This window comes from Corynebacterium sp., from assembly GCF_030532965.1.
Lineage (GTDB): Bacteria > Actinomycetota > Actinomycetes > Mycobacteriales > Mycobacteriaceae > Corynebacterium.
Genome location: NZ_JAUNKC010000002.1, coordinates 30,510 through 57,307, shown reverse-complemented (window position 1 = coordinate 57,307; position 26,798 = coordinate 30,510). Strand labels below are relative to the sequence as shown.

Below are 26,798 nucleotides of genomic sequence, written 5' to 3'. Positions count from 1 at the left end.
CACTCAATGTTGATTGGGTGCACGAGGTTTTTCGTATTGTTAGGGTGGGATTTCTCGCAGAAAAATCCCACACACTTTGGTGAAAACATGTGGGTTTACGCGGTACTATCGACTTATGGCAGACTCCAACAACGACCTTCCCGTGATTGACCTCGCCGCAACCGAGGGGTACATCGTCGACGACACGGACGAGGATGATCCGGTCCTGTTGGCACCCGATGGCACCCCGATTGATACCTGGCGGGAGAATTACCCGTATGATCATCGCCTTACTCGCGATGAGTATGAGCACACGAAGCGGGCTTTGCAGATTGAGCTTTTGAAATGGCAGAACTGGACCAAGGATACTGGCCAACGCCATATCATCTTGTTTGAGGGCCGCGATGCCGCAGGTAAAGGTGGCACCATCAAACGGTTTAATGAGCATTTGAATCCGCGTGGTGCCCGGACGGTGGCGCTGGAGAAGCCGTCCCCACGGGAATCGACCTCGTGGTATTTCCAGCGGTATATTCAGCATTTCCCGTGTGCGGGTGAGATCGTGTTCTTTGACCGATCGTGGTACAACCGTTCCGGCGTGGAGCGGGTGATGGGTTTTTGTACGGAATCGCAGCACGCGGAGTTCCTGCGTGAGGTTCCGATGCTGGAGAACATGATTTTGGGTTCGGGTATTTCGTTGACCAAATTCTGGTTCTCGGTGTCGCAGAAGGAGCAGCGTACTCGGTTTGCTATTCGTCAGGTTGATCCGGTTCGCCAGTGGAAGCTGTCGCCGATGGATCTGGCTTCTTTGGATCGTTGGGATGATTACACCCGGGCGAAGGAGGAGCAGTTCCGGTATACGGATACTGATGAGTCGCCGTGGATCACCATTCGGTCGAATGACAAGAAGCGGGCACGGTTGAACGCGATGCGCTACATTTTGAGCAAGTTTGAGTACACCAATAAGGATCACGAAGTGGTGGGCGAGCCTGACCCTAATATCGTGATGCGGGGTCGGGATCAGATCGGCGACTAGCTGGCTGGTTCGACTGGGTTTCCCTGCCAGGTGGTGTGGGGTGGCACTTGGTCGCCCCGCATGACCAGCGAGCCTGGGCCAATGTGGGCGCCGGTACCTATGGTGGCACCGGGTAACACGACGGAATGGGCGGCGAGGCTAGCCCCTGGTTCAATGGTGACGGTATCAAGACTCATAACGCGGTCGTGGAATAGGTGGGTTTGCACCACCGTTCCGGGGCCAATCGTGGCACCAGAACCTATGTGGCAGAGGTCAGTTTCCGGCAGCCAGTAGCTTTCGACCCAGGCGCCGGAGCCGATGCGGGCACCGAGCAGCCGAAGCGCACTGTTGATTGCGCCGGTTCCAAGGTTGGGGTTTAAAAACCAGGGGGCGGCGACCACTTCGATGAAGGTGTCTTGGAGTTCGTTGCGCCACACGAATGGGCTCCAGAGGGGATGTTCGCCAGGCTGGTGTTTGCCTACACATAGCCATTTCATGCAGATAGTAAGCGCCATCGCTACAAGACCGATTCCCATGAGGACGAAGCCGCTGAGCAGCCAGGTGAGCCACAGCCCCAGCATGCCGAGGAGATAATGCACGGTAAGCAGGAATAACGTGGCTAGGGCGGCTGAGGTTATGGGGGCTAGGAGCCGAAGGGTTTCGAAAACGCCGCGCCCTAACCGGTGCCGCCACGCAGGTTGGTAGGTGGTTGCGCTGTCCGTGTTAAGCGCGACGCGCCGCATGCGTTCCGGTGGCGATCCCCACCAGTTCGATCCGGCTTTGGCTTTCTTCGGTGTGGAGGAAAGCACCGCTACGAGCGAGTTTTTGGCGAGTTTCCGCGCCGGACCGGCGATTCCGGAATTACCGACGAAGCTACGTTTGCCGATCCGGGTTTCGCCGCTGAGCAGCCAGCCGCCGCCGAGTTCGTAGCCGCCGATGCGGGTGTCGTCGGCAAGAAAAGCACCGTCGCGCACGGTGACCAAACTAGGCACCATGACGGCGGTGGAGATTTCGGTTCCGGCGCCGATCCGTGCGCCCAGGCTGCGCAGCCACAGCGGGGTAAGTTGCGCGGCGTACAGCGGAAACAGGTAGGTTCGCGCGTCGTCCATGAGTCGTTCGATCACCCAGATGCGCCAGCCAAGGCTAGAACGTACCGGGGTTATGCCGTTTCGCTTTTCGACGCTCACCCGCAACCGAATACTACAAAGCCGCACTATCACCCACACCACACACATGTAGCTGATAAAAGCGGTGATTGCGCCCAGCGGAGCCACCGTCAGTAGCCGCCATCCGGTTTGAAGCCGCAGCATGACGGCAGCGCCTACGGCAATGGCAGCCCACGGCAGTAGCCCTAAAATCAGCGAGGTCAACCCGTATAAGGGCACCCAATAACTGTGGCGTGGGGGCGGTTCGGTGGGGAATCGGTGCTTGGATCTGCCCACTTTCTTCGCCGGTGATCCCGCCCACCGGGAATGTGGCTTGATGGGGCAATCGCCAAGCACGGTGGATCCAGGTTCGATATGGGCGTGTTCGCCCACAGTCGTGCCCGGCAGCAACGTGCTGCGCGCCCCGATGCGTGCGAAGTCGCCGATGGAGATTGCGCCGACGTGAAGAACATCGCCGTCGAGCCAAAAGCCGGAAAGATCGACCTCTGGTTCCACCGAACAGTAGTCGCCCAAGGACAACATGCCCGTCACCGGTGGTAATGAGTGCAAATCAACACCCGTTCCCACCCGCACCCCTAGGCATCTGGAATAGAACTGCACCCAGGTGGCGCCTGAGATGGAATGCGATCTGGTGACGTCGACAAGCCGCTGGGCCGCCCAGATCCGCAGGTGAACCGCCCCGCCGCGTGGATAAGAGCCGGGGGTGATTTTCCGGGTTAACAGGCGTGCGCCCAGGCCGCCGACTGCCAACCGAACCGGCGGCAGAATCAAAAGGACAAACAGCCACCATAAGTCCGGGCGCAGCAGACACAGCCACGGCGCGGCCTGAATACACACCATCGGGATCTGAATGAGCGTTTGCGCCACCCGGGTGGGCCAGCGCACTGGATTAACACTGCGTGGGGTAATAGCCGTTGTGGGGGTCAAGCCGTCCAGAAATTCGGCCAGGGCCGCCAGGCGCGGGTGATCGTACAAATCGCGCACTGAGATCGTCGAAAAGCGCTCGCGCATGCGCCCCACCAGCATCGCGGCTGCTAACGACGTCCCGCCCAACGAGAAAAAATCCGCGTCACGATCCGCAACCGAAACCCCGAGCGTATCCACCCACAGCTGCGCCAACCACTGCTCAGTGTCGGACAGACCGGATGCCGTGATGCCACTAGGCAGCGGCCACGGCAAAGCCTTCTTATCAACCTTGCCGGAAGTGGTAACTGGAAGCTCCGGCATGACATGAAGCTGGGGGATCAGCGCGGCCGGGAGTACATCAAGCAAACTCGCGGTATCAACGCCGCTGGTCTCGTCGGTGAGCGAAACATAGGCAACCAGCTGTTTATGGCCCGCCGCCGTACTCTGCGCCACCACCGAACAACTATGCACATTGGCAAGCGCTGTGACGTGCGCCTCCACCTCGCCCAGCTCAATGCGCCTGCCGCCGATTTTCACCTGGTCATCGACGCGGCCGACGAAATACAAACCATCTTCTTCTAACCGAACCTGATCCCCAGAACGATAAGCACGCGCCCACCCAACCGAGCGCAGCGGCGCGAACTTCTCCCGATCCTTCACCTCATCCAGATACCGGGCGAGCCCCACGCCGCCAATGATAAGTTCGCCCACCTCGCCGAATCCCACCGGTTGCCCGTCTGAATCCACAACCGCCAAATCCCACCCAGCCAACGGCAAACCAATAGCGACCGGCTGGTGTGGGAACACCCGAGCCGCGCAGGCCACCACGGTTGCTTCCGTCGGCCCATAGGTGTTCCACACCTCACGATCCGGTGTGGCTACCCGCGCCACCAGCTCCGGCGGGCAGGCTTCGCCGCCGAAAATCAACAACCGGACGTTCTCCAACGCCTCCGCGGGCCACAAACTCGCCAACGTCGGAACAGTGGAGACTACCGAAATCGAACGGCGGATCAACCATGGACCCAAATCCATTCCCGACCGCACCAGGCTGCGCGGCGCGGGCACCAAACACGCCCCATGCGCCCAGGCCAGCCACATTTCCTCGCAGGACGCATCGAAAGCAACCGACAGGCCCGCCAGTACCCGATCCTCCGGGCCGAGCGGGGAATCCTGACAGAACAACCGTGACTCGGCATCCACAAACGCGGCGGCGTTCCGGTGCGGGACGGCAACCCCCTTCGGGGTTCCAGTCGAACCGGAGGTGAAAATAATCCACGCATCATTGCTGGGTAAGGGTTCGCGGGTGTCGCCACCAGGGGTTTTCCTAAAGACCTCGAGGCCGGAATCGCTAAACACAGCATTGACGTTCGCCTCGCTGAACACCAAATCCGCGCGTTCCGCTGGGTCGTCAGCATCAACTGGCACGTAGGCCGCCCCCGCTTTTAACACCGCCAGGATTGCGACATACAAATCCTTCTGGCCGGAACTAATCCGAATGCCGATGCGATCCCCGCGCTTAATACCAGCTGCATGCAGGGCTGCCGCCTGCGAGCACACCAGCGCCCACAATTCGGTATAGGTGACAATCTCCCCATCATCAATCGCGGCAGCCTGCGGATACTTGTCGACGCTGCCACGGAGGACGTCGACAAGCGTGCGCTTCGGCGGCGCCTCGCCCGACAACAAAAACTGCGCAGGAACCCTACCCATGACCACTACACAGAATCCGAAACCTCAGCCTCAATAATCGCCTGCGCAAGCTTACGCAAATGCTTCAATTGCTTATGAGTGGATTCGTACAGCGCGGAGTTCTCCGCCTCGCTGACCAATTCGGCCAGCTCCGCCTGCATTTTCCGCCCCTTTTTCGACGCCCGCACAATCTGCCGACGCCTATCCTTCGGATCCCGCTCCCGCTTCACCCACCCCTTCTTCTCCAATGCGTCGATAAACCGCACCATGTCAGAAGCATCGATGGCCAACAACTCGCACAACGCTGACTGGCTTGTGGCATCGGTGTTCATCAAACAACTCAGCACCCAATACTCACGCAACGACACCTTCAACGGGGCCAATTGCGCCTCCACCGCGTCCCGAGTGCGACGCCGCAACCGCTCCAACTGAAAAGAAGGGGACTCAAGCAACTCAGTTGGAATCTCAAACACCGACATGCACCCCATCTTAGGCCACCATCTAAGCCAAATGGGAACGCTTCGAGGGTGTTTAGGTTTGGGGGCTGGGAAAACGCTTTGAGGGTGTGGCGGAAACTCTTCTGAAAATGCGAAACCTCGGACAATAAAGTGGTTTGTCCGAGGTGAAAAATGAAAGGTTAACCAGCAAACTAGAAGATCGTCTGCATGGATGCAGCAGAAACCGCAGCGGTCGCCTGAGCGCAGGTTACCGGGCCGTCGCCCTGACTATCATTGCTGGCCTGGCCGAACAATGTAGACAAGAAACCAAACGGATTGCGGGCAATGCCAAAATGCATGAGAAAAATGCTCCTAAATTATCGTGTGATCAGAATGCGTCCGGTGCACAATACAGCTCGACAATACTGCGGGGCGGTTGTGATGCTCCGGAGCCGTGACCCACTATGCTCCCCGAAAAACAAAAATGCAACCACAGAAAACCACATAAATCCACATTTGAATGTGTCGCTCAGGCGTTGGGTGAGGCGGGATTAATAAATTGTGAACTTGTTTCTAAAATCTTGCATACATGCAGGCTGATATGGTGCTTTTTGATAATTATGCAGATTGCCATGTGGTTTAGTGTGGTGGAGCCGACTAAATCTCTGAATGTGTGATTTTGCGCAAGGAATGTGGTCAGGCGCAGCTTTTGGTTGGGTTGCGGGGCGGTCAGGGCTATTGATGAACGTTAAGTGGTGTGTGCTGCGTTTGCTGCGTGGGCGGGGGCCGACACGCCGGGCCGCACCCCGACAACGCAGCACGGCGCTGGTAGCGCGGGAAAGGCCGGGGACCAAACCCTGCAAGGGTGTGTGCTGCGTTTGCTGTGTAGCGGCGCGCCTTGAACCGCCGCGAGCCAGCCGCACAGCCGTGTGCTGCGTTTCCTTTGGAATGGGGGCCGACACGCCGGGCCACACCCAAACATCGCAGCACACAGATGGGCTGGTAAGGAAGAGCGCAACAAGCCCTGAAGGGGTGTGCTGCGTTTGCTGTGTAGCGGCGCGCCCAGGAGGCGTCGAAAAGCAAGGATCGCAGCACACAGCGAATGGCGCGCAATCCCTGCTGTGTTGGGGTGGGATTACTCGGTGGGCAGCCCCGCCGCGATCCAGGCTCCGGTGCCACCTGCGACATTGATGACAGGCAGATCCATCTGCGCGAGGTGTTCGGCGACCCGCATGCTGCGGCCGCCCGCTTGGCAAATGAGGTAGATGTCGCGGCTGCCGTCGAGTTCGGATACACGCTCGGCGATGCAGCTCATGGGGATGTTGACGGCGCCTGCCGCGTGGCCGGTTGCAAATTCGTCGGTTTCGCGGACGTCGATGAGTTGGGCGTCGGCGGGGACTTCGGTTACTTGTACTTCACGCATGGTGTTGAGTATAGAAAAACCTCCAGCGGTTTGTGCTGGAGGTTTAAAGATTATGCGTTGTGGCGCTCGATTGCTTCGGCGAAAATCTTTTCTGCCTCGGCTTTGTCTGCCCAGCCGGAGCCGGTTACTTCCTTGTTTGGCTCCAGGTCTTTGTAGTGGACGAAGAAGTGCTCGATTTCGTCGCGGAGCTGCTCGGAGACGTCGTTGATGTCTTGCAGGTGTGCCCAGCGTGGGTCGTCGACTACGCACAGGAGTTTGTCGTCGCCGCCTGCTTCGTCGGTCATCTTGAATACGCCGAGTGGCCGCGCTTTAACGATGACGCCGGGGAACACAGGTTCCGGCAGGATGACCAGGGCGTCGAGCGGGTCGCCGTCTTCGCCGAGGGTGTGGTCGATGAAGCCGTAGTCCAATGGGTATGCCATAGGGGTGAACAGGTAACGGTCGAGGTACACTTTGCCGGTTTCGTGGTCGACTTCGTACTTGTTGCGTGAGCCCTTTGGGATCTCAATGGTGACTTCCATTCTTTCTCCTTGAAAGTTGGGTGGGGGTTTCTAACGGGGGTTATTCTACCTTGTTTAGTCGCTGGGTTAGGGTAGTGGGGTGAAGAATGCGAAATGGTGGGTAGCGACGGCCGCCGCGACCGTTACGGTTGTGGCTACAGTTACGGCCGGGGTTGTAGTGACACAGGTGAACCAGCTGTATTACGATCCCGCGCCGCCGCTTGTCGACGCCCCCCAGCCGTTCAAACCCCTCACCCCAACCCGGGACGTTTCGCTCGCCGGACTCCAACCATTGCTTGACGACGCCCGGCTCGGCCGCGCCAGCATCGACATCCGTGACCTGGCTACCGGGGAAGTCGTGCTTGCCCGCGACCCCCAAGCAGCGCTTTTGCCCGCCTCAACAACCAAAACTCTCACCGCGGCGGCTGCATTGCTTACGCTGGATCCCGCGGACCGCATCACCACAGTGGTCAAACAACAAGGCGAAGACACCGCCGTCATCATGGCCGCTGGCGATGTCTGGATGACAGAGAAAACCATCGGCGACCTGGCGCACCAGATTTCCACCAAACTGCCGAACGTCAAACAAGTCCTGATTGATACCTCCGCCTGGTCCGCGCCTAATTTCTTAGAAACATGGGAACGGCTAGACATCGACGGCGGCTTCGTCGCCCCACTGGAGCCAGCCATGATCCACGGCGGCAGGCTGGGCGGCGATTCCGGCGACCTGCCCAGGTCGCATGCCCCAGCACTTGATGTTGCCAAGGCTGTTGCTACGGAACTTGGCGTCCCCACCTACGGCTACACCACCTTCGCGGGCGATAAGGAAGCCGCCCCCACCCTTGCCACGGTTCAATCCCCGCCGCTTAGGGATCGGCTGGAAGCGATGATGGAGGAGTCGGATAACGTCATGGCCGAAGCGATTGGGCGTGAGCTATCCGGTTCCGACCCGGCGGGCGAAACCATGCGTATCCTGGCGGAACACTTCACAATAGCCGACGATATTGTGGTCAAAGACAATTCCGGGCTCTCAACCGAGAACCGCATTTCGGCCGAATTGCTCAATTCCATCATCACCGCAGCGAGCACCGACAAAAAACTAGCACCGCTATTTACAACCCTCCCCGTGGCAGGTGGCTCCGGCACGCTTATCGACCGCTACCTGGATAAACCAGGCCGGGGATACGTGCGAGCTAAAACCGGAACCCTCACCGATACCGCGGCACTCACTGGAACCATCGCCGCGGAATCCGGCCACACCTACAGCTTCACCATCATTTGCAACAACGCCCCAGTCCTGCCAGCGCGAGCCGCCATGGACGAACTAACCAGCGCAATCCGAACCGCCACATGACACTAAAACCATTCTGGCCCGACCGCAGTCCCGCCTTCCTCAAAATCCGGCGGGCCATCCGCTCATTCCCCGGTGATCCCGCCATTGGGCTATCCGGCGGTGCCGACTCATTGGCGCTGGTTGCCGCAGCCTGCGCCGAAGGGCGCGACGTGCTCGCGATCTGCGTTGATCATGGATTGCAACCGGAATCAGCGGACGTGGCCGCAGCGGCGGTGCGGCACGCCCAAGCGATGGGGGCGGCGTCGAAAAGCATTGCGGTTACGGTGTCGGCAGGAAACGTCGAAGCGCAAGCCCGCGAAGCGCGCTACAGCGCCTTGCGTGCTGAGGCCGGAACCCGCCCCCTATGGGTCGCGCACACCATGGATGACCAGGCAGAAACCTACCTGCTCGGCAGCCTGCGTGGCCGGGCGATCGGCATGGCGGAATACAGTCACGTGGTGCGGCCACTGCTTCGGGTGCGGCGGGCCGACACGCAAGCTGCCTGCGCGGAGCTTGGGCTTAGCCCGTGGGAGGACCCCATGAATAGTGACCCCAACTTCAAGCGGGTGCGCATTCGCCATGAGCTGCTGCCGCTTCTTGCCGATATCCACGGCGGCGATCCGGTGCCCGCGCTTGCCGCCGCAGCCGCCCTCGCCCGAGACGATGCGGCGGTGCTAAATGCCATGCCTACCAGCAGAAACTGTGCCGAGCTGGCTGCCATGCCCATCGCGCTTCGGCGGCGTAGCTACATCGCGTTGCTGCGTTCGGGAGGTTGCGACGCTGGGGCTAGGCAGCTGCGGGCCATTGATGCGCTAGTCATGAACTGGCACGGGCAAGGGGCCGTGGCGGTAGAGGGGGGTCAGGTGCTGCGGATTGCGGGGGAGCTGGAGGTGCGCGCGAGGGCTGAGTAGGCGGCGTACTGGTTGATGGGGCTTGGCGGGGATGAGGTGGGGTGTTTGTCCGCTGCTGCTGTGTGCTGCGATGTTGGGGTCTGCCCCGGCGTGTCGCGGGTTGTTAATGCGAGAACGCAGCACACGGCTGCCTGGCTGTTGTTCCCTGGGGTTCGGCCGTCCTGGCGCTGTGCTGCATTTCCTGCTTTTCGGCTCCTCCCGGGCACCCTCCCACATAACAAACGCAGCACACCCTCAAGGGTTTGGTTTTGATGTTTTCTGTGCTGTCGGCGCTGTGCTGCGATGTGGGGATGAGCCCCGGCGTGTCGCGGGTTGTTAATGCGAGAACGCAGCACACGGCTGCCTGGCTGGTTCGCCCACGGTCCATGTTGCATGATGCCCTACCAGTGTGCTGCGTTTCCTGCTTTTCGACGCCTCCCGGGCGCCCGCCCACAAAACAAGCGCAGCACACCTGGGAGATGGCAGGAACCATTCGAAAATATACTGCCCCGAATGGGGTTAATTTAGCGATGAATTTTAGTTTTCCCATTGTGCGCACAGTCGGTTTTGTGGATGATTGAATTTATTAGAACAAATGAACCAATAGGGGCTGATATGGATACTCAGTGTTGGGTGGTACCTGGCGAGCGGAGTACGCACCTGTTCAGGTTGCCGGACTCCGGCAAGGCGAGGACTGAAGCGCTCACGGATCTAGCTTGGGTGAAGGAATTTGTGCGGCTGACGCCGCGGGTTTTCATGCGGCGGGACGTTTTTAACGGAATGCGCTGGTGGGAGCGTCGAAAAGCACAAGTATTTGCGGTCGGACATGGGGTGCGAACTGCGGTGTTGTGTGGTTTGGCGGCCGCAGAGGTGCATGGCTTGCCGACACTCAACCTAGGGAGGGTCGAGACAATTGATCTCTGTTTGCCGGAGAACCGGCGGCCGCCCAGTCGAAGCAAATGGCGGAGGAATGTTCGATACCATGACCGGTTGTTACCGCTGGATGAGGTCGAAATTGTGAACGGACTGCGTGTGACCAGTGTGCCCCGCACTTTCGTTGATATTTTGCTGTGGCACGGCGAGCTGGAGGCTTTGGCTTTTATTGAAAGTGCATTGGTGCGTCGGGTGCTTGGTCGAGGTAAAGCTACAGCGGCGGCCGTCAGGCGCTATTTGCTTGCGCGTCGCGGTCGTCCGGGGGTTAGGAGGGCGCTGAGATTGCTTGGTCGCGCGGTGGATTCGGCGGAAAGCGTGTGGGAAACATACGCACGGTGGATTTTGGAGCGGTCTAGGAAGGAGCTGGGGATTCGGCGGATTGATGTGCAGGCTGTGGTCTGTACCCGTTCGGAATATGGTGAACTTCAGAAACGGCGAATTGATTTGCTTATCGACGGTTGGCTTCAGGTGGAAATCGACGGTGACGTGAAGTATGACCCGGAACATTTACAAGTTCAGGGGCATGGTTTGGTGGAGGTGCTTCAAGATGAGCGGCTTAGGCAGATTCAAATCGCCAACCAGGGGTATCATCCGTTGCGTTTGTCGCCACGCGAGTTGCGGGATGGGTTGATTCCGATGGTGTCGCGGCTTTTGCAATTGAATCCGAATCGGAAGTCACCGGGAAGGCATGTCGTTCCGATAGCGGAGCCGTTAGCCGCCTAGTCGTTGGTCTTGTGTGGTGGTGATGCACTGAGTTTGAAGTGAACATCGATGGTTTTGAGTAGGAGCTTTTCTGAAGGTTGGTAAAGCTTTGGTAAACATGGCAGACTTTTGGGTATTGCGTGCGTTTTGCGCTGTTGGTCTTCAGGGATCAGTAACAATCAGTTTCGCTGGCTATCAAACTTCTCCGAGAGGACGCTTTCGATCGTGACCGAGATGCATTCAGCTAAAGATTTTAATGTTCCGCCTCATCGATACGGTGACGATGTCGAAGCAGTTTTGATTGGGGAAGAGCTGCTTCATTCTCGCATCCAAGAAATAGCGGACAAGGTGTCTAAGCACTACCAAGACGCAGAAGATGACCTCATCCTGGTCTGTGTGCTGAAGGGCGCGGTGTTCTTCATCACCGATTTTGCGCGGGCGTTGAGTATTCCTTCGCAAGTCGAATTTATGGCGGTTTCGTCATACGGCAATTCGACGACGTCCTCTGGTGTGGTGCGGATTCTTAAGGATCTGGATCGCGATATTGAAGGGCGTGACGTATTGATTGTCGAGGACATCATCGATTCCGGTTTGACCTTAAGTTGGCTGGTGCGGAATTTGAAGAACCGTAAACCTAAATCGCTTGAGGTTGTTACTCTGCTGCGCAAGCCGGAAGCGGTAACGGCCAAGGTCGACCTGCTGGATATCGGTTTTGATATTCCCAACGAGTTTGTGATCGGCTACGGGCTCGATTACGCGGAGCGGTATCGGGATCTGCCATATGTTGGAACATTGCACCCTAATGTATATTCAGACGCGTAGTTTTTTAGTTCCGTTCCGATTTCCCCGTTTGCCCGAGGTCATGTTTGTGTGCGTGGGAACCTCGGGGCGGGGTTTTGTCGTTAGTTAAGTGTTGATTTCATTAGTGACTAGTATGAGGCCACGGGGTTTAACTGGGCTCCAAGGTGTGTGAACGTGAAGAATAGTAAGATCATTCAAATTGCGGCGATCACGGCGATCGTTTTGATTTCCCTTTACCTGATTTCGTTGTTTGGCTCCTCAACACGGGGTTTCGTCAAGGTGGAAACATCTGTGGCTATCACCCAATTAGAGAAGAACAACGTCACAGAGGCCAATATTGACGATCGCGAACAGCGACTGCGTCTGAAGCTTAAAAACGGCATTGAACATGAGGGTAAAAAAGACATAAAAGAAATCATGGCGCAGTATCCGGCGCGAACCTCACCGGAAATCTTCGCTAAGGTTTCGGAATCGAAAACCGATAAGTTCACAACCAACGTCACGCAAGACAATTTCTTGATGCAGATGTTGGGCTACATCCTGCCGATGCTGATCGTGTTTGGTTTGATCATGTGGATGTTCAGCCGAATGCAAGGCGGCGGTATGGGAGTCTTTGGGTTTGCGGGTTCGAAAGCCAAAGAACTTACCAAGGATATGCCCACCAATACTTTCGCCGATGTGGCTGGCGCGGACGAGGCTGTTGACGAATTGCAGGAGATTAAAGACTTCTTGCAGGACCCGTCGCGTTATGAAGCATTGGGTGCAAAGATTCCGCGCGGTGTCCTTTTGTATGGGCCACCCGGTACGGGTAAAACCCTGCTGGCTCGGGCGGTAGCTGGTGAAGCGGGTGTTCCGTTTTATTCCATCTCTGGCTCGGATTTCGTGGAAATGTTTGTCGGTGTTGGTGCGTCTCGGGTGCGTGACCTGTTCAAACAGGCACGGGAAAACTCGCCCTGCATTATCTTCGTCGACGAGATCGACGCTGTGGGTCGTCAGCGTGGTTCCGGCATGGGTGGTGGACACGATGAGCGTGAACAAACTCTGAACCAATTATTGGTCGAGATGGACGGATTTGGCGATCGAGAAGGCGTGATCCTTATGGCTGCGACGAACCGCCCGGATATTCTTGACCCAGCTCTGTTGCGCCCAGGTCGGTTTGACCGCCAGATTCCGGTTACAAATCCGGATTTGAAGGGACGCGAGCAGATTCTTGAGGTGCATGCGAAGGGCAAACCGTTTGCTAAGGATGCGGATTTGAAGGCGTTGGCGCGTCGTACCGCGGGCATGTCCGGCGCGGATTTAGCTAACGTTCTCAATGAAGCAGCATTGTTGACTGCGCGTATCGGCGGCAATGTTATTACCGCGGACGCCTTGGAAGAAGCAACGGATCGTGTGATCGGTGGGCCGCGTCGTTCCAGCAAGGTGATTTCCGAGAAGGAAAAGAAGGTCACCGCTTACCACGAGGGTGGACACACTCTGGCCGCGTGGGCGCTGAAGAACATCGAGCGGGTGTATAAGGTGACCATTCTGGCGCGTGGCAAAACCGGTGGTCATGCTATGACCGCGCAGGAAGACGATAAGGGCATGTACAACCGGGATGAGTTGTTTGCCCGGTTGGTCTTCGCCATGGGTGGTCGCGCCGCGGAGGAATTGGTGTTCGGCGAGCCCACCACCGGCGCATCCGCCGACATTGAGATGGCCACTAAAATCGCGAAAGCTATGCTGGTGGAGTACGGCATGAGTCCGTCGCTAGGCATGGTGAAGTACGGCGATGAGCAGGGCGATCCGTTCTCCGGCCGCCCAGGCCAGGGCGCGTTGGAATACTCGCCGGAGACTGCGGCGCAGATTGACCGCGAGATGAAGTACTTAATGGACAAAGCCCATACCGAGGCTTATAACATCCTCGCTGAGTACCGCGATTACTTGGATCTTTTAGCCGAGAAACTCCTGGAGAAAGAGACTCTGCGACGCCCGGATCTAGAGGCGCTTTTCGACGGCATCACGCCGCGCGAAGTCGGGGAAGTCTTCCCCGATGAGGACGTGCGGTTCCCACGCCAGGCTGGCCGGGAACCGGTGAAGACACCAACTGAACTTGCAATTGAACGCGGCGAAGAACCACCGAAGCGATTCTCCCTGCTGGACGCTTCTAAAGCAGCCCGTGCAAAGCGAGCCGAAGAGTTAGCGGCTGGTCGGGTGCCTGCACCACAGCCTGCACCGCAGCCAGTGCCGCAGCCAGTGCCGCAGGCAACCGCTCAGTCGATTCCACAACAAACCTCCGAGGAAGCGACCCAGTCCACAGCAGCGGCGCAAGGGCCTAATCCAAAGGCTTATCCGACGGAAATGGTTCCAGTGGTCCCAAGTGGCCCAGACGAAGAACAGACTCGCTACGCTGGTACACCACCGCCTGCGGGGTGGACGGTCCCAGGTGATAAAGCTTCAAACCCGTATGCAGGTCAGGCTGCGCCCCAGCAGCAACCGCAACCGGTAGCCCCGACGGAGGAAATCGGATTCCGGTTACCAGAGAACGAGCGGACGGAAAATCCGTGGAATGATGAGCAGCCGAAAGACGAGGAGAAGAACTAATGGGTTCTTTTGACCAGGATCGTGCGGAGGCTGCCGTTCGGGAATTGCTATTGGCGGTAGGTGAAGACCCAGACCGGGAGGGGTTGCGCGAAACTCCTGCACGGGTGGCTCGTGCCTATGCGGAAATGTTTGCCGGTTTGCATTCCGATCCGACAGAGGTTTTGAATAAGACATTCAATGAGGATCATCGGGAATTGGTGCTGGTAAAAGACATTCCGATTTATTCCACGTGCGAGCACCACTTGGTGCCGTTTTTCGGCAAGGCGCATATCGGCTACATTCCAGGCGATTCCGGCAAAGTGACCGGGCTGAGCAAATTGGCCCGGTTGGTGGATTTATTCGCAAAGCGCCCCCAGGTGCAGGAACGGTTAACGTCCCAGGTTGCTGATGCATTGGTGGCCAAACTTGAGGCTCATTCGGTGATCGTGGTCATTGAATGCGAGCATTTGTGCATGGCGATGCGGGGGATTCGGAAACCGGGTGCCTCCACCACAACGTCGGCTGTGCGTGGCGGTTTTAAGCGGGATGCAGCTTCTCGGGCCGAGGCATTGAGCCTTATCTGGGGATAACGCATGTTTGAGACTCATGGTCGCACCCAGGTTATGGGCATCGTCAATGTTACTTCTGACTCGTTTTCCGATGGCGGTAAGTATATAGATTTCGATGCCGCCATCAGCCATGCCCACAGCTTGATTGACCAGGGCGCGGACATCATTGATGTCGGCGGGGAGTCGACTAGGCCAGGCGCGGTGCGGGTGCCGGAGGACGTCGAAAAGCATCGCGTGGTCCCGGTGATTGCCGAATTAGCCACTGCGGGCATTAAAACCTCGGTTGATACGATGCGTGCGTCGGTCGCTGAGGCGTGCGTGGCGGCTGGTGTGTCGATGATTAACGATGTTTCCGGCGGTGCGGCCGATCCCCGGATGCTGAAGGTGATGGCGGAATCCCAGGTCCCGGTATGTTTGATGCATTGGCAGACGGATCGGTTCGGTGATGCTGCTGGTGCCCACCACGGTGCGCATGTTGTTGATGAGGTTGTGGCCAAGTTGCATTCTCTTATCGATTCTGCGTTGGCAGCCGGACTTACCCCGCAGCAAATATGCCTTGATCCGGGCTTGGGCTTTGCCAAGACTGCTGCAAATAACTGGGCGCTGTTACACGGCTTGGCGCGGTTGGCTGACATTGGTTTTCCGTTGTTAGTTGGGGCGTCGCGGAAGCGTTTTTTGGCTGAATTAGGCCCAAATGTGGATGTGGCTACGGCTGCGGTAACTGCAATTGTGGCTGCTCAAGGGGTGTGGGGCGTTCGCGTGCACGACGTGGCTAGTTCGCGTTCGGCGGTAGATGTCGCCGCCCGGATTAGGCGAGGGGAGTAGCGGCTACGATGGCGGATCGCATTGAGCTTTCTGGACTGAAAGCATACGGCTATCACGGAGTATTCCCGGAGGAGAAACGAGTCGGCCAGGAATTCCAGGTGGATGTGACCTGCTGGCTTGATTTTTCGGTGGCGGCCGAAACGGATGACTTGGCGGCTACGGTTAATTACGCCGAATTGGCTCGGATTGCGCACGAGGTGGTGACCGGGCCCAGTTTTGATCTGATCGAGCGGGTCGCTGCGATGATCGCCGATGAGATTATGGCAACTTTCGATCAGTTGTTCGCGGTCGAGGTGACGGTGCACAAGCCACACGCGCCGATCCCGCTGGAGTTTGCGGACGTCGCGGTGGTCGCGCGCAGGTCTCGGGGGCGATCATGATTCGGGCGGTGCTGTCGATTGGCTCAAATATGGACGACCGGTACGAGCTGTTGCAAACAGTTTTCGATGAATTTGCCCCCGAGATTGTCGCACAGTCGCCGGTTTTCTCAACGCCGCCGTGGGGTGTGACCGACCAGGACGAGTTTTTAAACGCCGTGTTGATCGTCGAGGTCGAACAAAGCCCGATGGAACTATTGCGGCGCGGGCAGCGGCTGGAGGAAGCCGCAGAGCGGGTGCGGGTTAAACGGTGGGGGCCGCGAACCCTGGATGTGGATATTGTCCAGGTCATTGATGACACGGGCACGGAGGTGCTTTGCGACGACCCCACGTTGCTGTTGCCGCACCCGTGGGCGCATCACCGGGCATTCGTTTTGGTGCCGTGGCTTGCAGCTGATCCAAATGCGCGACTTTTGGGGGAACCGGTTGCTAGGATCGTCGAAAAGCTTGATCGATCTGATGTAGAGGCGGTGGTTGCGGTATGAAGCCCACGTCTGTGACTGCATTGGTGGGAACGTGGGGGCTGTTCGCCGCCGCCACGCTGATTATTGTTCAACAATTTTATTCCATGATGACTGCGGTGCCCGCCTCCGTCGCCATTACATTGTGGGCAATGGCCGCATTGTGCGTCTTGTTGGCATGGACGGTGCGCGGGAAAATTTCGGACAATCGAATCGGCTTCGATCGCTCGCAACTAGAGCCGACAAAAGTTGCATATTACCTGGTTATCGGCAAAACCTCGGCGTGGACTGGGGCGATTTTTGCGGGCATCTATACCGGCATGGGCGTCTATGTGATTCCCCGGATGTCATTTTTGCTATCCGCTGGCGACGACGGCCCGCGCGTCATCGCCGCAGGTTTAGGCGGCCTCGCGCTATCGGCGGCCGGATTGTGGTTAGAACGCAGTTGTACCGCTCCGCCTCCCCAAGATGGAGAAACTGTCGGGTAATTTGGTATGCATGAGTGTGCTTCCACCAGAAACTGACGACGATAATGCCGCATCCCGCGACAAGGGGCAGGTGCTCCTCATTGTGCTTGTCGTGCTCGCGATCGGTGCCAGCATCACCACTATGGTAACCGGGAACGTCAGCGTATTAAAACTCGGCATGTTAGCAGCCCTCTGGGCGGCCGCGATCGGCGCTGTTTTGACGTACCGGTATCGAAACGAACTAGGAAAACAGCGCGAAATGCACGAGGCGGAATTGTATCAAGTCCAATTGGAATTTGATGCCGAACAGTCCGCCCGTGAGCTGGAAATGGAACAACGAATCACCGAGCGGACCGCCGCTGCGGCAGCTGAATCAGCCGCCACCCTCGCTGAGATCAAGGAACAGCTGGAACAACTACGCGCTCAACTAGAGGATTTGCGGGGATACTCATTAGAAGAACCGACGATGATCCGTGCGGAAGCCCGTCGTATCCGCGAAATCGAAACCACCATTAACCCGCAACCCTCCCGGTTTGCCAGCGATTTTAAAGAAAGCCCAATCACCGCGACGTCAATTTCCAGCACTGGTGAAATGCCAATTGTTGGCCCAGCGGTCGGTTACGTGCCTGAGCCAACACCGGTCAAACATTACAGTGAATTCCCGGTGGGGGCGCGAATCACCCCGCCCGCGCCGGAACCAAGGCCGGAGCCAAGGCGGGAGCCGGAACCAGAGCCAATTCCGCAGCCGGAGCCAATTATTGCCCCGCACCTGCCGCCCCGTTTCGAGCCCACAGTCGAGCCGAAACCAGCGGCACCTGCTGAAACACAGGATCTTGAGTTCTCCGTCCCACAGTTCCGGGACCTCTATGGATCGATGGGATCGACCCCTACGGCCCCTACGGCTCCTTCGACTCCTACAACCTCCGCGGCTCCTGCTGCCTCTGTAAGCCCAGCATCTGCCGCAGACACTGGCGGTCGCCGCCGTAAGCCAGAGGAAGAACCAGCCTCAACCCGCAGTTTCGAATCGCACGGTTCACACCGAAAACCAGATACCCCGCAGGCCGACGAGGCGGACACCCCACGCAGGCGGCGTCGCCGCGACGAGAACTCCGCGTCGGTTAGCGTCGCGGACCTGCTGAAGCGGCAACACTAACAGCCATGGATGTGTCACCACCCACGCTTAGCATCGCCGCGCTCGGTTCTGGGGAATTTGTCTCCCAATTACACGCGTCTCGACACCGAGTGCATGGCATCTTGACAATCGATTCCGTGGACATGGTGGTCATCGACTCGGCCGCCGCGGATACAGCCGCCCACATTGACACGGTTCTCAACCATGCTCGGCCTGGGCTTATGGTTGTCGTTGTCAGCCTTTCACACGATTTGACCAGCCTGAACGCACTGAAAGCGGCAGGCTGTATGACGGCGCTTATGTTATGGAACGGGGATAGAAACTGGGCGGTGGTAAGCACCGATGACATCATGCCCGTTGTCTTGGAGCTACTGGCATCTGAACTACAGGTGGGGTTTCGTTCCATACCACCTGAGCACCGGGACTCCTTTGTTGCCGGACTGTTGTTGCACCACCTGTCGCATCACGTCGCGGCTCATGCCTCCGAGCTGCAATCCGAATCCGCGCTACCACCTAGCCCAGTCCCGTCATTTCTGCTTGATCCGCAGGTGGTGGAACGTAGCCTGTCAACGCTAGCCGATTCTCAGTTAGCAGACGTTTTAGCTGCTATGGTCGATGTGGCTAAAAATCCCCATCCGAAAGAGAACTAAGTGAGTTTTGAATTTGGCCAGGCGCTTGAGGTGACTGACCCCGCCCGGATCGCCCGTGTTTTCCGCGGCAAAGGCCGACCAGTAGTGTTGATTCCGCTCCAATCCAACTTCCACGCCGGTCACGCCGCATTAATCCGCGCCGCGCGCCGCATGCCTGGCGCGGTCACCATCGTGGCGGCGCACCCCACCGTCGAGCACAATTTGCTTGTCGACGCCCACATCGACGCCGTGTTCCGCTACACCGATGAAACACTGTGGCCCAATGGCTTCCGCACCACGATCGCAGTAGCCGATCTGGGAATGCACGCACCTGCCAGGTTAGCCACCGACGCAACCCGGATTCTCACGCTCATCAGCGCGGTGGGCTGCAGCGATGTGATTCTTGGCGAAAACAACTACGAGCTCCTCGTTACCGTACAACACGCGATCACCGACCTGCACCTACCGGTCACCGTGCATTCCGTGCCAACCGTGCGCATGCCTGGTGGCGTTGCGATATCCGATCAGAATCTCGATATCCCAGAATCTGAACAGGAGCAATTGCTCGCGCTTTCGGCGGCGTTAACCGCAGGCGCTCACGCAAGCGAACATGGTGCCGCTGCGGTATTGACGGCGGCCAGGTCCGTTCTCTCCGCCGCGAACCTAACCGCCGATTACCTTGAACTATTCTCCCCGGGCCTGGGGCCAGCCCCCGAAACCGGCGACGCTCGCCTTTTCGCCGCAGTCACCATCAATGGGCAACAGTTTCACGACAACGTTGGCCTTCCTCTAGGGATCGGGTTTAAAAACCTCGAGGCCTAAAACCTCTGTGCTGCGAAACTTGGTTGTGCGGGGTGCGACACGCCGGGGGTTGGTGATGGATCGCAGCACACAGGGGGTGAGGGTGAGGGTTGATGAGTGTGGTGCTTGTCGACGGTGTGTGGTGTGCTGCGAAACTTGGTTGTGCGGGGTGTGACACGCCGGGGGTTGGTGAGAGATCGCAGCACACAGGGAGTGAGGGTGTGGGGGCGTCGAAAAGCGAGCCAGTTAGGCTAATTCGCCGCGCCGCGGAGGGTTTGCGCCGTACCGAGTGCAGTTAATGGCCGCCGCGTTTGCCGCGTAGCTGGCGATGTCGTGCCACTGTGGCAGGGTGAAATTCGCGGCCTGTTCGCGCACATTTTCCCCGCCGCACAGCCGGTGGATTTCGGCGAGCACACACCCCATGACCGTATCGCCAGCGCCAATCGTGTCGGCGACGGTGATGGCGGGTGCTGACGCTACAACAGTCTCGCCGCCAACGATGACCTCGATTCCGGCCCCGCCGCGAGTAATCATTTTGATAGGGGCGGTGGGGTGTTGCAGGAATTCGTCCTCTTCATCGGAAAGCTTAAGCAGATCGACGTCGGGGAGCAGTGAGTAAATGAAATCGCGGTGGGCATCTGTGGCGTAAAACGGGCGAATATTAGGATCGAGCGCAATGAAAGTGCCTGCGGCGGAGAGTCTGTGCAACAACGCCTTAAGGCGGGACGCGCCGGGCTCAAGTGCGAGGGAAACTGTGCCGAAGCACGCTATATCCGTGGTGATTTCAGTCGGCGGGTCGACGAAGCGGTCGGCTGTTCCGTCAAGGTAAAACGTGTATTCCGCGCTGCCGTCGAGATTGCGGGACGTGACTGCCAGGGTGGTTGGCTCGTCGCCACGCTGAATCAATGATGTTCCAACGCCTTCGGCTTGCAATGCGTCGACCAGTGCCGCGCCGAAATTATCGCGGGACAATCTGGAGAGCAGTTGGGTCGGTGCGTCCTGACGGGCGGCGGCGATCGCAACGTTGAAAGGGCCGCCGCCAAGCGCGGGGCGTAGTGGGGACAATCTGCAGTCGGTGCCGTTTGCACCGTCCGACATCGGGACCAAATCAACTAAACCTTCTCCGCAGACTGTGATCATATTTACAAGTTTAGTGAGCTTCGGTGGTTTCCAAGCCGTAACCGATAAAAAGTTTCGACTATCCAGGCGTAGTGCACTAATGTCTAATGGCGTGACTGACGCAAAGCAAACCAAAACCCCTAACGTACCCGAACAGCTACGGATTCGCCGCGAAAAGCGCGATAAGCTGCTAAGCTCCGGGCGCGAAGCATACCCAGTGACTGTGGATCGCACTACTTCTATCACTGATTTGCGTCAGAAATTCCAGGTTATTTCCGAAGATGAGCAGCCGGGTAGCGAAGTGGGTGTTACGTATTTACGGGCCGGTGACGAAACCTCAGTTGAGGTTGCGATCGCAGGCCGTGTTCTCTTTATGCGTAACACCGGAAAGCTGTGTTTCGCAGCTATCCAAGAAGGAAACGGCACCCAAATTCAGGCGATGCTGTCGCTGGCCGTTGTCGGTGAAGAGCTATTGACTTCCTGGAAAACAGATGTTGACTTAGGCGATATCGTGTCGGTGCGTGGCAAGGTTATTGCATCTAAGCGGGGCGAGTTGTCCATTTTGGTCAGCACCTGGCACATGGCGGCCAAGGCGATCCGGCCGTTGCCGGTTGCGTTTGCCGATATGAGCGAAGATACCCGGGTGCGGCACCGCTACACGGATCTGATTATGCGGGAGAAAGCCCGCGAAAATGCGTTGACTCGTATTAAGGTTATGCGGGCGCTGCGTAACTACCTGGAATCCCAAGGGTTCCTGGAAGTGGAAACCCCAATGTTGCAAACCCTGCACGGTGGAGCGGCAGCGCGGCCGTTTATGACTCACTCCAATGCGCTCGACATTGACTTGTATCTGCGTATCGCGCCGGAGCTGTACCTCAAGCGCTGTGTTGTGGGCGGCATGGAGCGTGTTTTTGAGGTCAACCGCAATTTCCGTAACGAGGGTGTCGATTCCTCCCACTCGCCGGAGTTCGCCATGCTGGAAACCTACCAGGCGTGGGGTACTTACGACGACGGCGCTGAGCTGATGAAGAACCTGGTGCAGTCCGTTGCAATGGAAGTGTTTGGTTCCACCACCGTTACGCTTGCCGACGGCACCGAATACGACCTGGGTGGCGAGTGGCAGAGCATCGAAATGTATCCCTCCCTCAACGAGGCGCTGCAACGGAAATTCCCCGGCCAGCCGGAAGTGACCATCCATTCCACGGTGGAAGAACTTAAGGCAATAGCGGAGGTTATCGGACTTACAGTTCCCGTCAAGGGTGGCTGGGGGCATGGAAAGCTTGTCGAGGAAATCTGGGAAACACTGTGCGAAGACCAATTGCATGGCCCTATCTTCGTGCGCAACTTCCCGGTGGAAACCTCCCCGCTGACCCGTCAGCACCGCAGTGAACCGGGTGTGACTGAAAAATGGGATCTCTACGTGCGCGGTTTCGAGCTGGCAACCGGGTACTCCGAACTCATTGACCCGGTGATCCAGCGGGAGCGCTTCGAGGACCAGGCGCGGCTGGCCGCCGGTGGTGACGATGAGGCGATGGTTCTGGATGAGGACTTCCTCGCAGCTATGGAACAGGGTATGCCGCCTACCGCAGGCTGCGGCATGGGTATCGACCGGCTGCTGATGGCCTTGACCGGATTGGGCATCCGCGAAACCGTTCTTTTCCCAATGGTGAAGCCAGAACAAAAATAGTTGGTGAGCTCGGTGTGGGTGAAGGTGGTTTTCCATTCTGGTGTCCGCAAAACCCCACCCGAGTTTTGGAACTATCGACCTCACTTGGTGGTGGGAACCGAATACCTCGGAGTTGAATTCAGCGACGGAGGATGCCCGCAGTTCGATCAAGAATTTTTGACTGAAGCGCATCCGATGTACCCGGTGGATTATTCTGAACTAATCCCGGGGGCGTGTTTCTCCATCATGGAGGGTGCGAAAAAAGTCGGCTCGGGTGTTGTGGTAGACGAAAATCAATGGGTACACGACTTGATTGCCGAGGCAACCACATTGGCTGACTGGGAGTACCTTATCGAATGCGTTCGAGAAGAAGCACCGCACATGGTGTCGGTTGTGCTTGATGTCATGGCAGAGTTTTGTCGAGTCACCGGCAATTGTGATGCGTTGCCCGTTGTCTAATCTGTAAACATTTGTGTGCCTTGCTGTGTGCTGCGTTTGTGCAATCCCGTCGGCGTGTCGCGGGCTGGGTTTTGAGGTTTCGCAGCACACAGGTAGGCGTCGAAAAGCACTGCTTTTCGACGCCCTTACTGTCTAGAACACAATGACACCCACGATGGCTGCATTGAGCATGTTGGTGCAGAAACCGGCGAAGAGGGCCTTGAGCCCAAGCGATGCCACCTCGGAACGCCGCTCCGGAACCAGCGCGCCGAAGGAGCCGATTTGGATGGCGATGGAGGAGATGTTGGCGAAACCTGCCAGGGCGAAGGAGGTGAGCATGATGGATTTGTCGGAGAGAGTTTGCACGTGTTCGGAGAAGGACGTGTAGCCGACGAATTCATTGATGATGGTTTTCTGGCCGATGAAGTTACCGACCAATCCGGCTTCTTCCCACGGCACGCCGATCGCCCAGGCTAGTGGCGCGAAGATGATGCCGAAGAGCCCTTCGAGCGACCAGTTTTCTTGGCCGAACCAGCTGCCAATGCCGCCTATGATCGTCGAAAGCATCGTGATGGTTGCGATGAAGGCGATCAGCAGGCAGGCGACGGTGACGGCGATGTGCCCGCCGGAGAGGGCGCCGGCGCCGATGGCGTCGATGATGTTTTTGGATTTTTCATCACGCATATTGCGGACGTTGGCGTTGACCTGGGACTCTTCGGTTTCCGGCATGAGGGCTTTGGCCACCATCAACGAGGCGGGTGCGTTCATGATCGATGCCGCCAACAAGTAGGGCAGCGGTGCGCCGAGCAGGGAATAGCCGACCAGGGTAGAACCTGCGACGGAGGCGAAGCCGCCGGACATGCAGGCGAACAGTTCGGAGCGGGTGAGTTTGGGAAGCCACGGTTTGATCACCAGTGGGGCTTCCGACTGGCCGAGGAAGATAACCGTGGAGGCCCACACTGATTCCACTTTGGAAGTGCCCATGATTTTATTGAGGGCGGTGCCGACGATCTCCACGAACCATTGCAATACCCGCAGGTAGTAGAGGGCGCCGATGATGGCACCGAGGAAGATAATGACGGGTAGGACGTTGAGGGCGAAGATGAATCCGACTTTCTCGCCGAATAAGGGGCCGAAAACGAAGGAAGTTCCTTCGTTGGTGAAATCGATGAGCTTTTCTAACCCGGCGGAGACTGACTGTAGGGCGCGGAAGCCGACGTCCCATTTCAAAACCAGAAGTGCGAAGCACATTTGGAGTGCTAGCCCGACGCCGAGGGTGCGCCATTTAATCTGGGCGCGGGCGGAGGAGAAGATTATGAGGATGGCGAATATGGCGATAATGCCGATGAGTCCTTGGAAACGATCCATGATGGTTTGTCCTTAAGCGATGTGTTCCGGTCCAAATGAATACGGCAAGAGGTCGTCGAAAAGCACGGTGGTGGGCTGGCCAGCCGGATCTTCGACGATGACCCGGCGGCAGTGAAATTCGCGTAGCACTTGCAGGCATGCGCCGCAGGGCCAGCAGTTGGTGGCATTCAGGCTGACGATGGCGACGGTATCGATGGCCCGTTGCTCGGGGCTGTCGGTTGCGGCGATCATCGTGGTTATGCCGTTGCGTTCTGCGCAAATGGTGAGCCCATAACTTGCGTTTTCGACGTTGCAGCCGCTGTAGATGGTTCCGTCTGTCATGCGGATTGCGGAGCCTACCGAAAATTTCGAATAGGGGGCGTAGGCGTGGGTCGCGGCGGTGCGGGCTAGGGTGAGAAGTTCGGTGTCGGTTGTCATGAGAGGCGAGCCATCCTTTCTTCAGGTCCGGTGGGGTAGGGCACCTGTCGTTACTTTCAATGGTGCCTGTGTAGCTGGGGTGCTGGCAATCATGGGTGGCCACCTCACCCCATTGGCACATTTGTAAATTTTGATTATTGACAATTGTTCTAGTCGTGATGATAATCGTGGGTAGGATCAAAAGCAAGAGACGTACCCAACTTGGCACATGCTCCTATGGGGTAGATCACAGAAAGGAAATGTCATGGCTGAGCAATTCGATGTCGTCGACATCATCCGCACCAAACGCGATGGTGGGGAACTAAGCACCGACCAAATCAACTGGGTAATCGACGCCTACACCCGCGGGGTCGTGGGTGACGAACAAATGGCCGCACTGAACATGGCGATTTTTATCCGCGACATGGGACGCCGGGAAATCGTCGACTGGACCAACGCAATGATCAATTCCGGCGAACGCATGAACTTCGCGGGGCTCGGCAAACCCACCACTGATAAGCACTCCACCGGCGGGGTGGGCGACAAAGTCACCCTGCCGCTTGGCCCACTGGTTTCCTCCTATGGGGTGGCGGTTCCGCAGCTATCCGGCCGCGGCTTAGGCCACACCGGCGGAACCCTGGACAAACTGGAAGCAATCCCCGGCTGGAAAGCGGACATGTCCAATGACCGGATGCTGGAAATCTTGAAAGACTCCGGGGCGGTGGTTGCGGCAGCAGGTGCGGGGCTCGCCCCAGCCGACAAGAAGATCTACGCGCTGCGCGACATCACCGCCACCGTCGACTGCATCCCACTGATCGCATCGTCGATCATGAGTAAGAAAATCGCCGAAGGCACCGCATCCTTGGTTCTCGACGTCAAAGTCGGGTCCGGGGCGTTTATGAAAGACCTCGACAAAGCCCGCCAGCTCGCCCGCACCATGGTCGACCTGGGCAAAGACGCAGGCGTAGATACCCGGGCGTTGCTTACGGACATGTCCACCCCGTTGGGACGAAAGATCGGCAACGGGCTTGAGGTAGAAGAATCCATCGAGGTATTGGCAGGCGGCGGGCCGCAAGACCTGATCGACATTACCTGCGAACTCGCCCGCAATATGCTCGACATGTGCGGCATTCCTGACGCCGATGTTGAAGAAGCCCTCAAAGACGGCCGCGCGATGGACTCCTGGCGCAAAATGATCCGCGCCCAAGGCGGCGACCCCGACGCGCCGCTCGCCCGGGCACCGCACACCCACGAGGTGCTTGCCGACGCCGACGGCTACCTCACCGAGCTCGATGCACTCGCCCTTGGGGTGGGTAGTTGGCGACTCGGGGCAGGCCGGGCCCGCAAGGAAGACCCAGTGCAATTAACCGCCGGAATTGAAATCCACGCGGATCTGGGCGAGAAAATCACCAAGGGGCAAAAGTTGCTCACCCTGCACACCGAGACCCCCGACCGATTCGACCGCGCACTGGAGTCCATCCTGCCGGGCATCGTCATAGGCGATACCCCACTCGCCCCGCGCGACATCATTCTCGATAAAGTCCTGTAAACCGAAAGGAACCATCAATGACACCCGCTGAACTCGCCCGCTACATCGACCACACCGTGCTTAAACCCGAAACCACCAGCGAGGATATCCGCACGCTTATCGACGAAGCAGCGGCGATGGGCACCTACTCCATCTGCATCTCACCGTCCCACCTGCCAGTCTCGGTACCCGAGCACATCAAAGTCGCCACCGTCTGCGGTTTCCCATCCGGCAGCCACCACCCCGGTGTCAAAGCCCACGAAGCCGCTCTCGCAGTAGCCCACGGCGCCGACGAAGTCGACATGGTCATCAATATCGCCGAAGCCACAAGCGGCAACTTTCAAGCGGTGGAAGCGGACATCCGCACCGTGCGCGAGGCCATTCCCGGCGCGCTGCTGAAAGTCATCATCGAATCCGCCGCGCTTAACGACGAACAAATCGTCGCCTGCTGCACAGCCGCCGAATCAGCGGGTGCCGACTACGTGAAAACCTCCACCGGTTTCCACCCGGCGGGCGGAGCAACGACCCACGCGGTAGAACTCATGGCGAAAACCGTGGGTGGCAGGCTTGGTGTGAAAGCCTCCGGCGGGATTAGGGATACCGCCACCGCTTTGGCCATGATTGAGGCGGGTGCGACCCGGCTTGGCTGCTCCGCCACCACGGCTATCCTTCACGGATTGGAGTAACCC

26 protein-coding genes are annotated in these 26,798 nt (G+C 58.1%); 18 read left to right on the top strand and 8 right to left on the bottom strand.

Annotated features, from left to right (window positions below):
- Window positions 1-115: 115 nt before the first annotated feature.
- A complete protein-coding gene (gene ppk2 / locus Q4D85_RS01560) occupies window positions 116-1,012 on the top strand; it encodes a polyphosphate kinase 2 (protein WP_303197766.1) in 897 nt (298 codons plus the stop codon).
- Here ppk2 and Q4D85_RS01555 read toward each other — a convergent pair.
- From Q4D85_RS01555 to Q4D85_RS01535, 5 genes are all read right to left on the bottom strand, one after another.
- Entirely contained in the window at window positions 1,009-4,779 is a 3,771-nt protein-coding gene (locus Q4D85_RS01555) for a Pls/PosA family non-ribosomal peptide synthetase (RefSeq protein ID WP_303197765.1), read from the bottom strand. The two genes, ppk2 and Q4D85_RS01555, sit on opposite strands and share 4 nt — an antisense overlap.
- On the bottom strand, window positions 4,779-5,231 hold the full coding sequence (locus Q4D85_RS01550; RefSeq protein ID WP_303197764.1) for a MarR family winged helix-turn-helix transcriptional regulator: 453 nt from the start codon (window positions 5,229-5,231) through the stop codon (window positions 4,779-4,781). Before Q4D85_RS01550 ends, Q4D85_RS01555 begins: the two co-directional genes overlap by 1 nt.
- Before the next feature lie 170 nt (window positions 5,232-5,401).
- Complete coding sequence (locus tag Q4D85_RS01545) at window positions 5,402-5,548, bottom strand: hypothetical protein (RefSeq protein WP_303197762.1); 147 nt, start codon at window positions 5,546-5,548, stop codon at window positions 5,402-5,404.
- Between the two features lie 776 nt (window positions 5,549-6,324).
- The gene (locus Q4D85_RS01540; RefSeq protein ID WP_303197760.1) at window positions 6,325-6,612 is read right to left on the bottom strand and encodes a rhodanese-like domain-containing protein; all 288 of its coding nucleotides are present in this window, start codon (window positions 6,610-6,612) and stop codon (window positions 6,325-6,327) included.
- Window positions 6,613-6,662: 50 nt separating this feature from the next.
- Window positions 6,663-7,133, bottom strand: a complete 471-nt coding sequence (locus Q4D85_RS01535; RefSeq protein ID WP_303197759.1) for an inorganic diphosphatase — start codon at window positions 7,131-7,133, stop codon at window positions 6,663-6,665.
- A 79-nt stretch (window positions 7,134-7,212) separates the two neighbouring features.
- Between Q4D85_RS01535 and dacB the strand changes: the two genes are divergently transcribed.
- The 13 genes from dacB (at window position 7,213) to Q4D85_RS01470 (ending at window position 19,615) form a co-directional block, all read left to right on the top strand.
- Window positions 7,213-8,466: a D-alanyl-D-alanine carboxypeptidase/D-alanyl-D-alanine-endopeptidase gene (dacB, locus tag Q4D85_RS01530; protein ID WP_303197758.1), complete on the top strand. Its 1,254-nt coding sequence runs from the start codon at window positions 7,213-7,215 to the stop codon at window positions 8,464-8,466.
- A complete protein-coding gene (gene tilS / locus Q4D85_RS01525; protein ID WP_303197756.1) occupies window positions 8,463-9,356 on the top strand; it encodes a tRNA lysidine(34) synthetase TilS in 894 nt (297 codons plus the stop codon). The genes dacB and tilS overlap by 4 nt, the downstream gene beginning before the upstream one ends.
- 594 nt (window positions 9,357-9,950) lie before the next feature.
- Window positions 9,951-10,991 carry a hypothetical protein gene (locus Q4D85_RS01520; protein WP_303197754.1) on the top strand — a complete coding sequence of 347 codons (1,041 nt, stop codon included), beginning with the start codon at window positions 9,951-9,953 and terminating at the stop codon, window positions 10,989-10,991.
- A 204-nt stretch (window positions 10,992-11,195) separates the two neighbouring features.
- On the top strand, window positions 11,196-11,792 hold the full coding sequence (hpt, locus tag Q4D85_RS01515; RefSeq protein WP_303197753.1) for a hypoxanthine phosphoribosyltransferase: 597 nt from the start codon (window positions 11,196-11,198) through the stop codon (window positions 11,790-11,792).
- A gap of 153 nt (window positions 11,793-11,945) precedes the next feature.
- Complete coding sequence (gene ftsH, locus Q4D85_RS01510; protein ID WP_303197752.1) at window positions 11,946-14,354, top strand: ATP-dependent zinc metalloprotease FtsH; 2,409 nt, start codon at window positions 11,946-11,948, stop codon at window positions 14,352-14,354.
- Complete coding sequence (gene folE, locus Q4D85_RS01505) at window positions 14,354-14,923, top strand: GTP cyclohydrolase I FolE (RefSeq protein ID WP_303197750.1); 570 nt, start codon at window positions 14,354-14,356, stop codon at window positions 14,921-14,923. The genes ftsH and folE overlap by 1 nt, the downstream gene beginning before the upstream one ends.
- A 3-nt stretch (window positions 14,924-14,926) precedes the next feature.
- Window positions 14,927-15,727 (top strand): dihydropteroate synthase, encoded by an 801-nt coding sequence (folP, locus tag Q4D85_RS01500; RefSeq protein ID WP_303197748.1) that lies wholly within the window; start codon window positions 14,927-14,929, stop codon window positions 15,725-15,727.
- 8 nt (window positions 15,728-15,735) lie between these two features.
- On the top strand, window positions 15,736-16,107 hold the full coding sequence (gene folB, locus Q4D85_RS01495) for a dihydroneopterin aldolase (protein ID WP_303197746.1): 372 nt from the start codon (window positions 15,736-15,738) through the stop codon (window positions 16,105-16,107).
- The gene (folK, locus tag Q4D85_RS01490; protein WP_303197922.1) at window positions 16,107-16,589 is read left to right on the top strand and encodes a 2-amino-4-hydroxy-6-hydroxymethyldihydropteridine diphosphokinase; all 483 of its coding nucleotides are present in this window, start codon (window positions 16,107-16,109) and stop codon (window positions 16,587-16,589) included. The genes folB and folK overlap by 1 nt, the downstream gene beginning before the upstream one ends.
- A complete protein-coding gene (locus tag Q4D85_RS01485) occupies window positions 16,586-17,053 on the top strand; it encodes a DUF3180 domain-containing protein (RefSeq protein WP_303197745.1) in 468 nt (155 codons plus the stop codon). Before folK ends, Q4D85_RS01485 begins: the two co-directional genes overlap by 4 nt.
- Before the next feature lie 10 nt (window positions 17,054-17,063).
- Window positions 17,064-18,185, top strand: coding sequence for a DUF6779 domain-containing protein (locus Q4D85_RS01480; RefSeq protein WP_303197743.1), 1,122 nt, complete (start codon window positions 17,064-17,066; stop codon window positions 18,183-18,185).
- Window positions 18,186-18,190: 5 nt separating this feature from the next.
- Window positions 18,191-18,814 (top strand): hypothetical protein, encoded by a 624-nt coding sequence (locus Q4D85_RS01475; RefSeq protein WP_303197741.1) that lies wholly within the window; start codon window positions 18,191-18,193, stop codon window positions 18,812-18,814.
- Window positions 18,815-19,615: a pantoate--beta-alanine ligase gene (locus Q4D85_RS01470; RefSeq protein WP_303197739.1), complete on the top strand. Its 801-nt coding sequence runs from the start codon at window positions 18,815-18,817 to the stop codon at window positions 19,613-19,615.
- A gap of 225 nt (window positions 19,616-19,840) precedes the next feature.
- On the opposite strand, the gene Q4D85_RS01465 is transcribed toward Q4D85_RS01470, so the two are convergent.
- Complete coding sequence (locus Q4D85_RS01465; RefSeq protein ID WP_303197738.1) at window positions 19,841-20,734, bottom strand: carbohydrate kinase; 894 nt, start codon at window positions 20,732-20,734, stop codon at window positions 19,841-19,843.
- A gap of 79 nt (window positions 20,735-20,813) precedes the next feature.
- Between Q4D85_RS01465 and lysS the strand changes: the two genes are divergently transcribed.
- Both lysS and Q4D85_RS01455 read left to right on the top strand, forming a co-directional pair.
- Window positions 20,814-22,400, top strand: coding sequence for a lysine--tRNA ligase (gene lysS / locus Q4D85_RS01460; protein ID WP_303197736.1), 1,587 nt, complete (start codon window positions 20,814-20,816; stop codon window positions 22,398-22,400).
- Between the two features lie 3 nt (window positions 22,401-22,403).
- Complete coding sequence (locus Q4D85_RS01455) at window positions 22,404-22,838, top strand: hypothetical protein (RefSeq protein ID WP_303197735.1); 435 nt, start codon at window positions 22,404-22,406, stop codon at window positions 22,836-22,838.
- Between the two features lie 132 nt (window positions 22,839-22,970).
- Here the strand turns inward: Q4D85_RS01455 and Q4D85_RS01450 are convergent, their stop codons facing one another.
- A complete protein-coding gene (locus tag Q4D85_RS01450) occupies window positions 22,971-24,185 on the bottom strand; it encodes a NupC/NupG family nucleoside CNT transporter (RefSeq protein ID WP_303197734.1) in 1,215 nt (404 codons plus the stop codon).
- Window positions 24,186-24,197: 12 nt separating this feature from the next.
- On the bottom strand, window positions 24,198-24,602 hold the full coding sequence (cdd, locus tag Q4D85_RS01445) for a cytidine deaminase (protein ID WP_303197733.1): 405 nt from the start codon (window positions 24,600-24,602) through the stop codon (window positions 24,198-24,200).
- Between the two features lie 244 nt (window positions 24,603-24,846).
- On the opposite strand from cdd, the gene Q4D85_RS01440 reads away from it, so the two are divergent.
- Entirely contained in the window at window positions 24,847-26,130 is a 1,284-nt protein-coding gene (locus tag Q4D85_RS01440; protein ID WP_303197731.1) for a thymidine phosphorylase, read from the top strand.
- A gap of 17 nt (window positions 26,131-26,147) precedes the next feature.
- Window positions 26,148-26,795: a deoxyribose-phosphate aldolase gene (deoC, locus tag Q4D85_RS01435; RefSeq protein ID WP_303197730.1), complete on the top strand. Its 648-nt coding sequence runs from the start codon at window positions 26,148-26,150 to the stop codon at window positions 26,793-26,795.
- The last annotated feature ends 3 nt before the right edge of the window (window positions 26,796-26,798 follow it).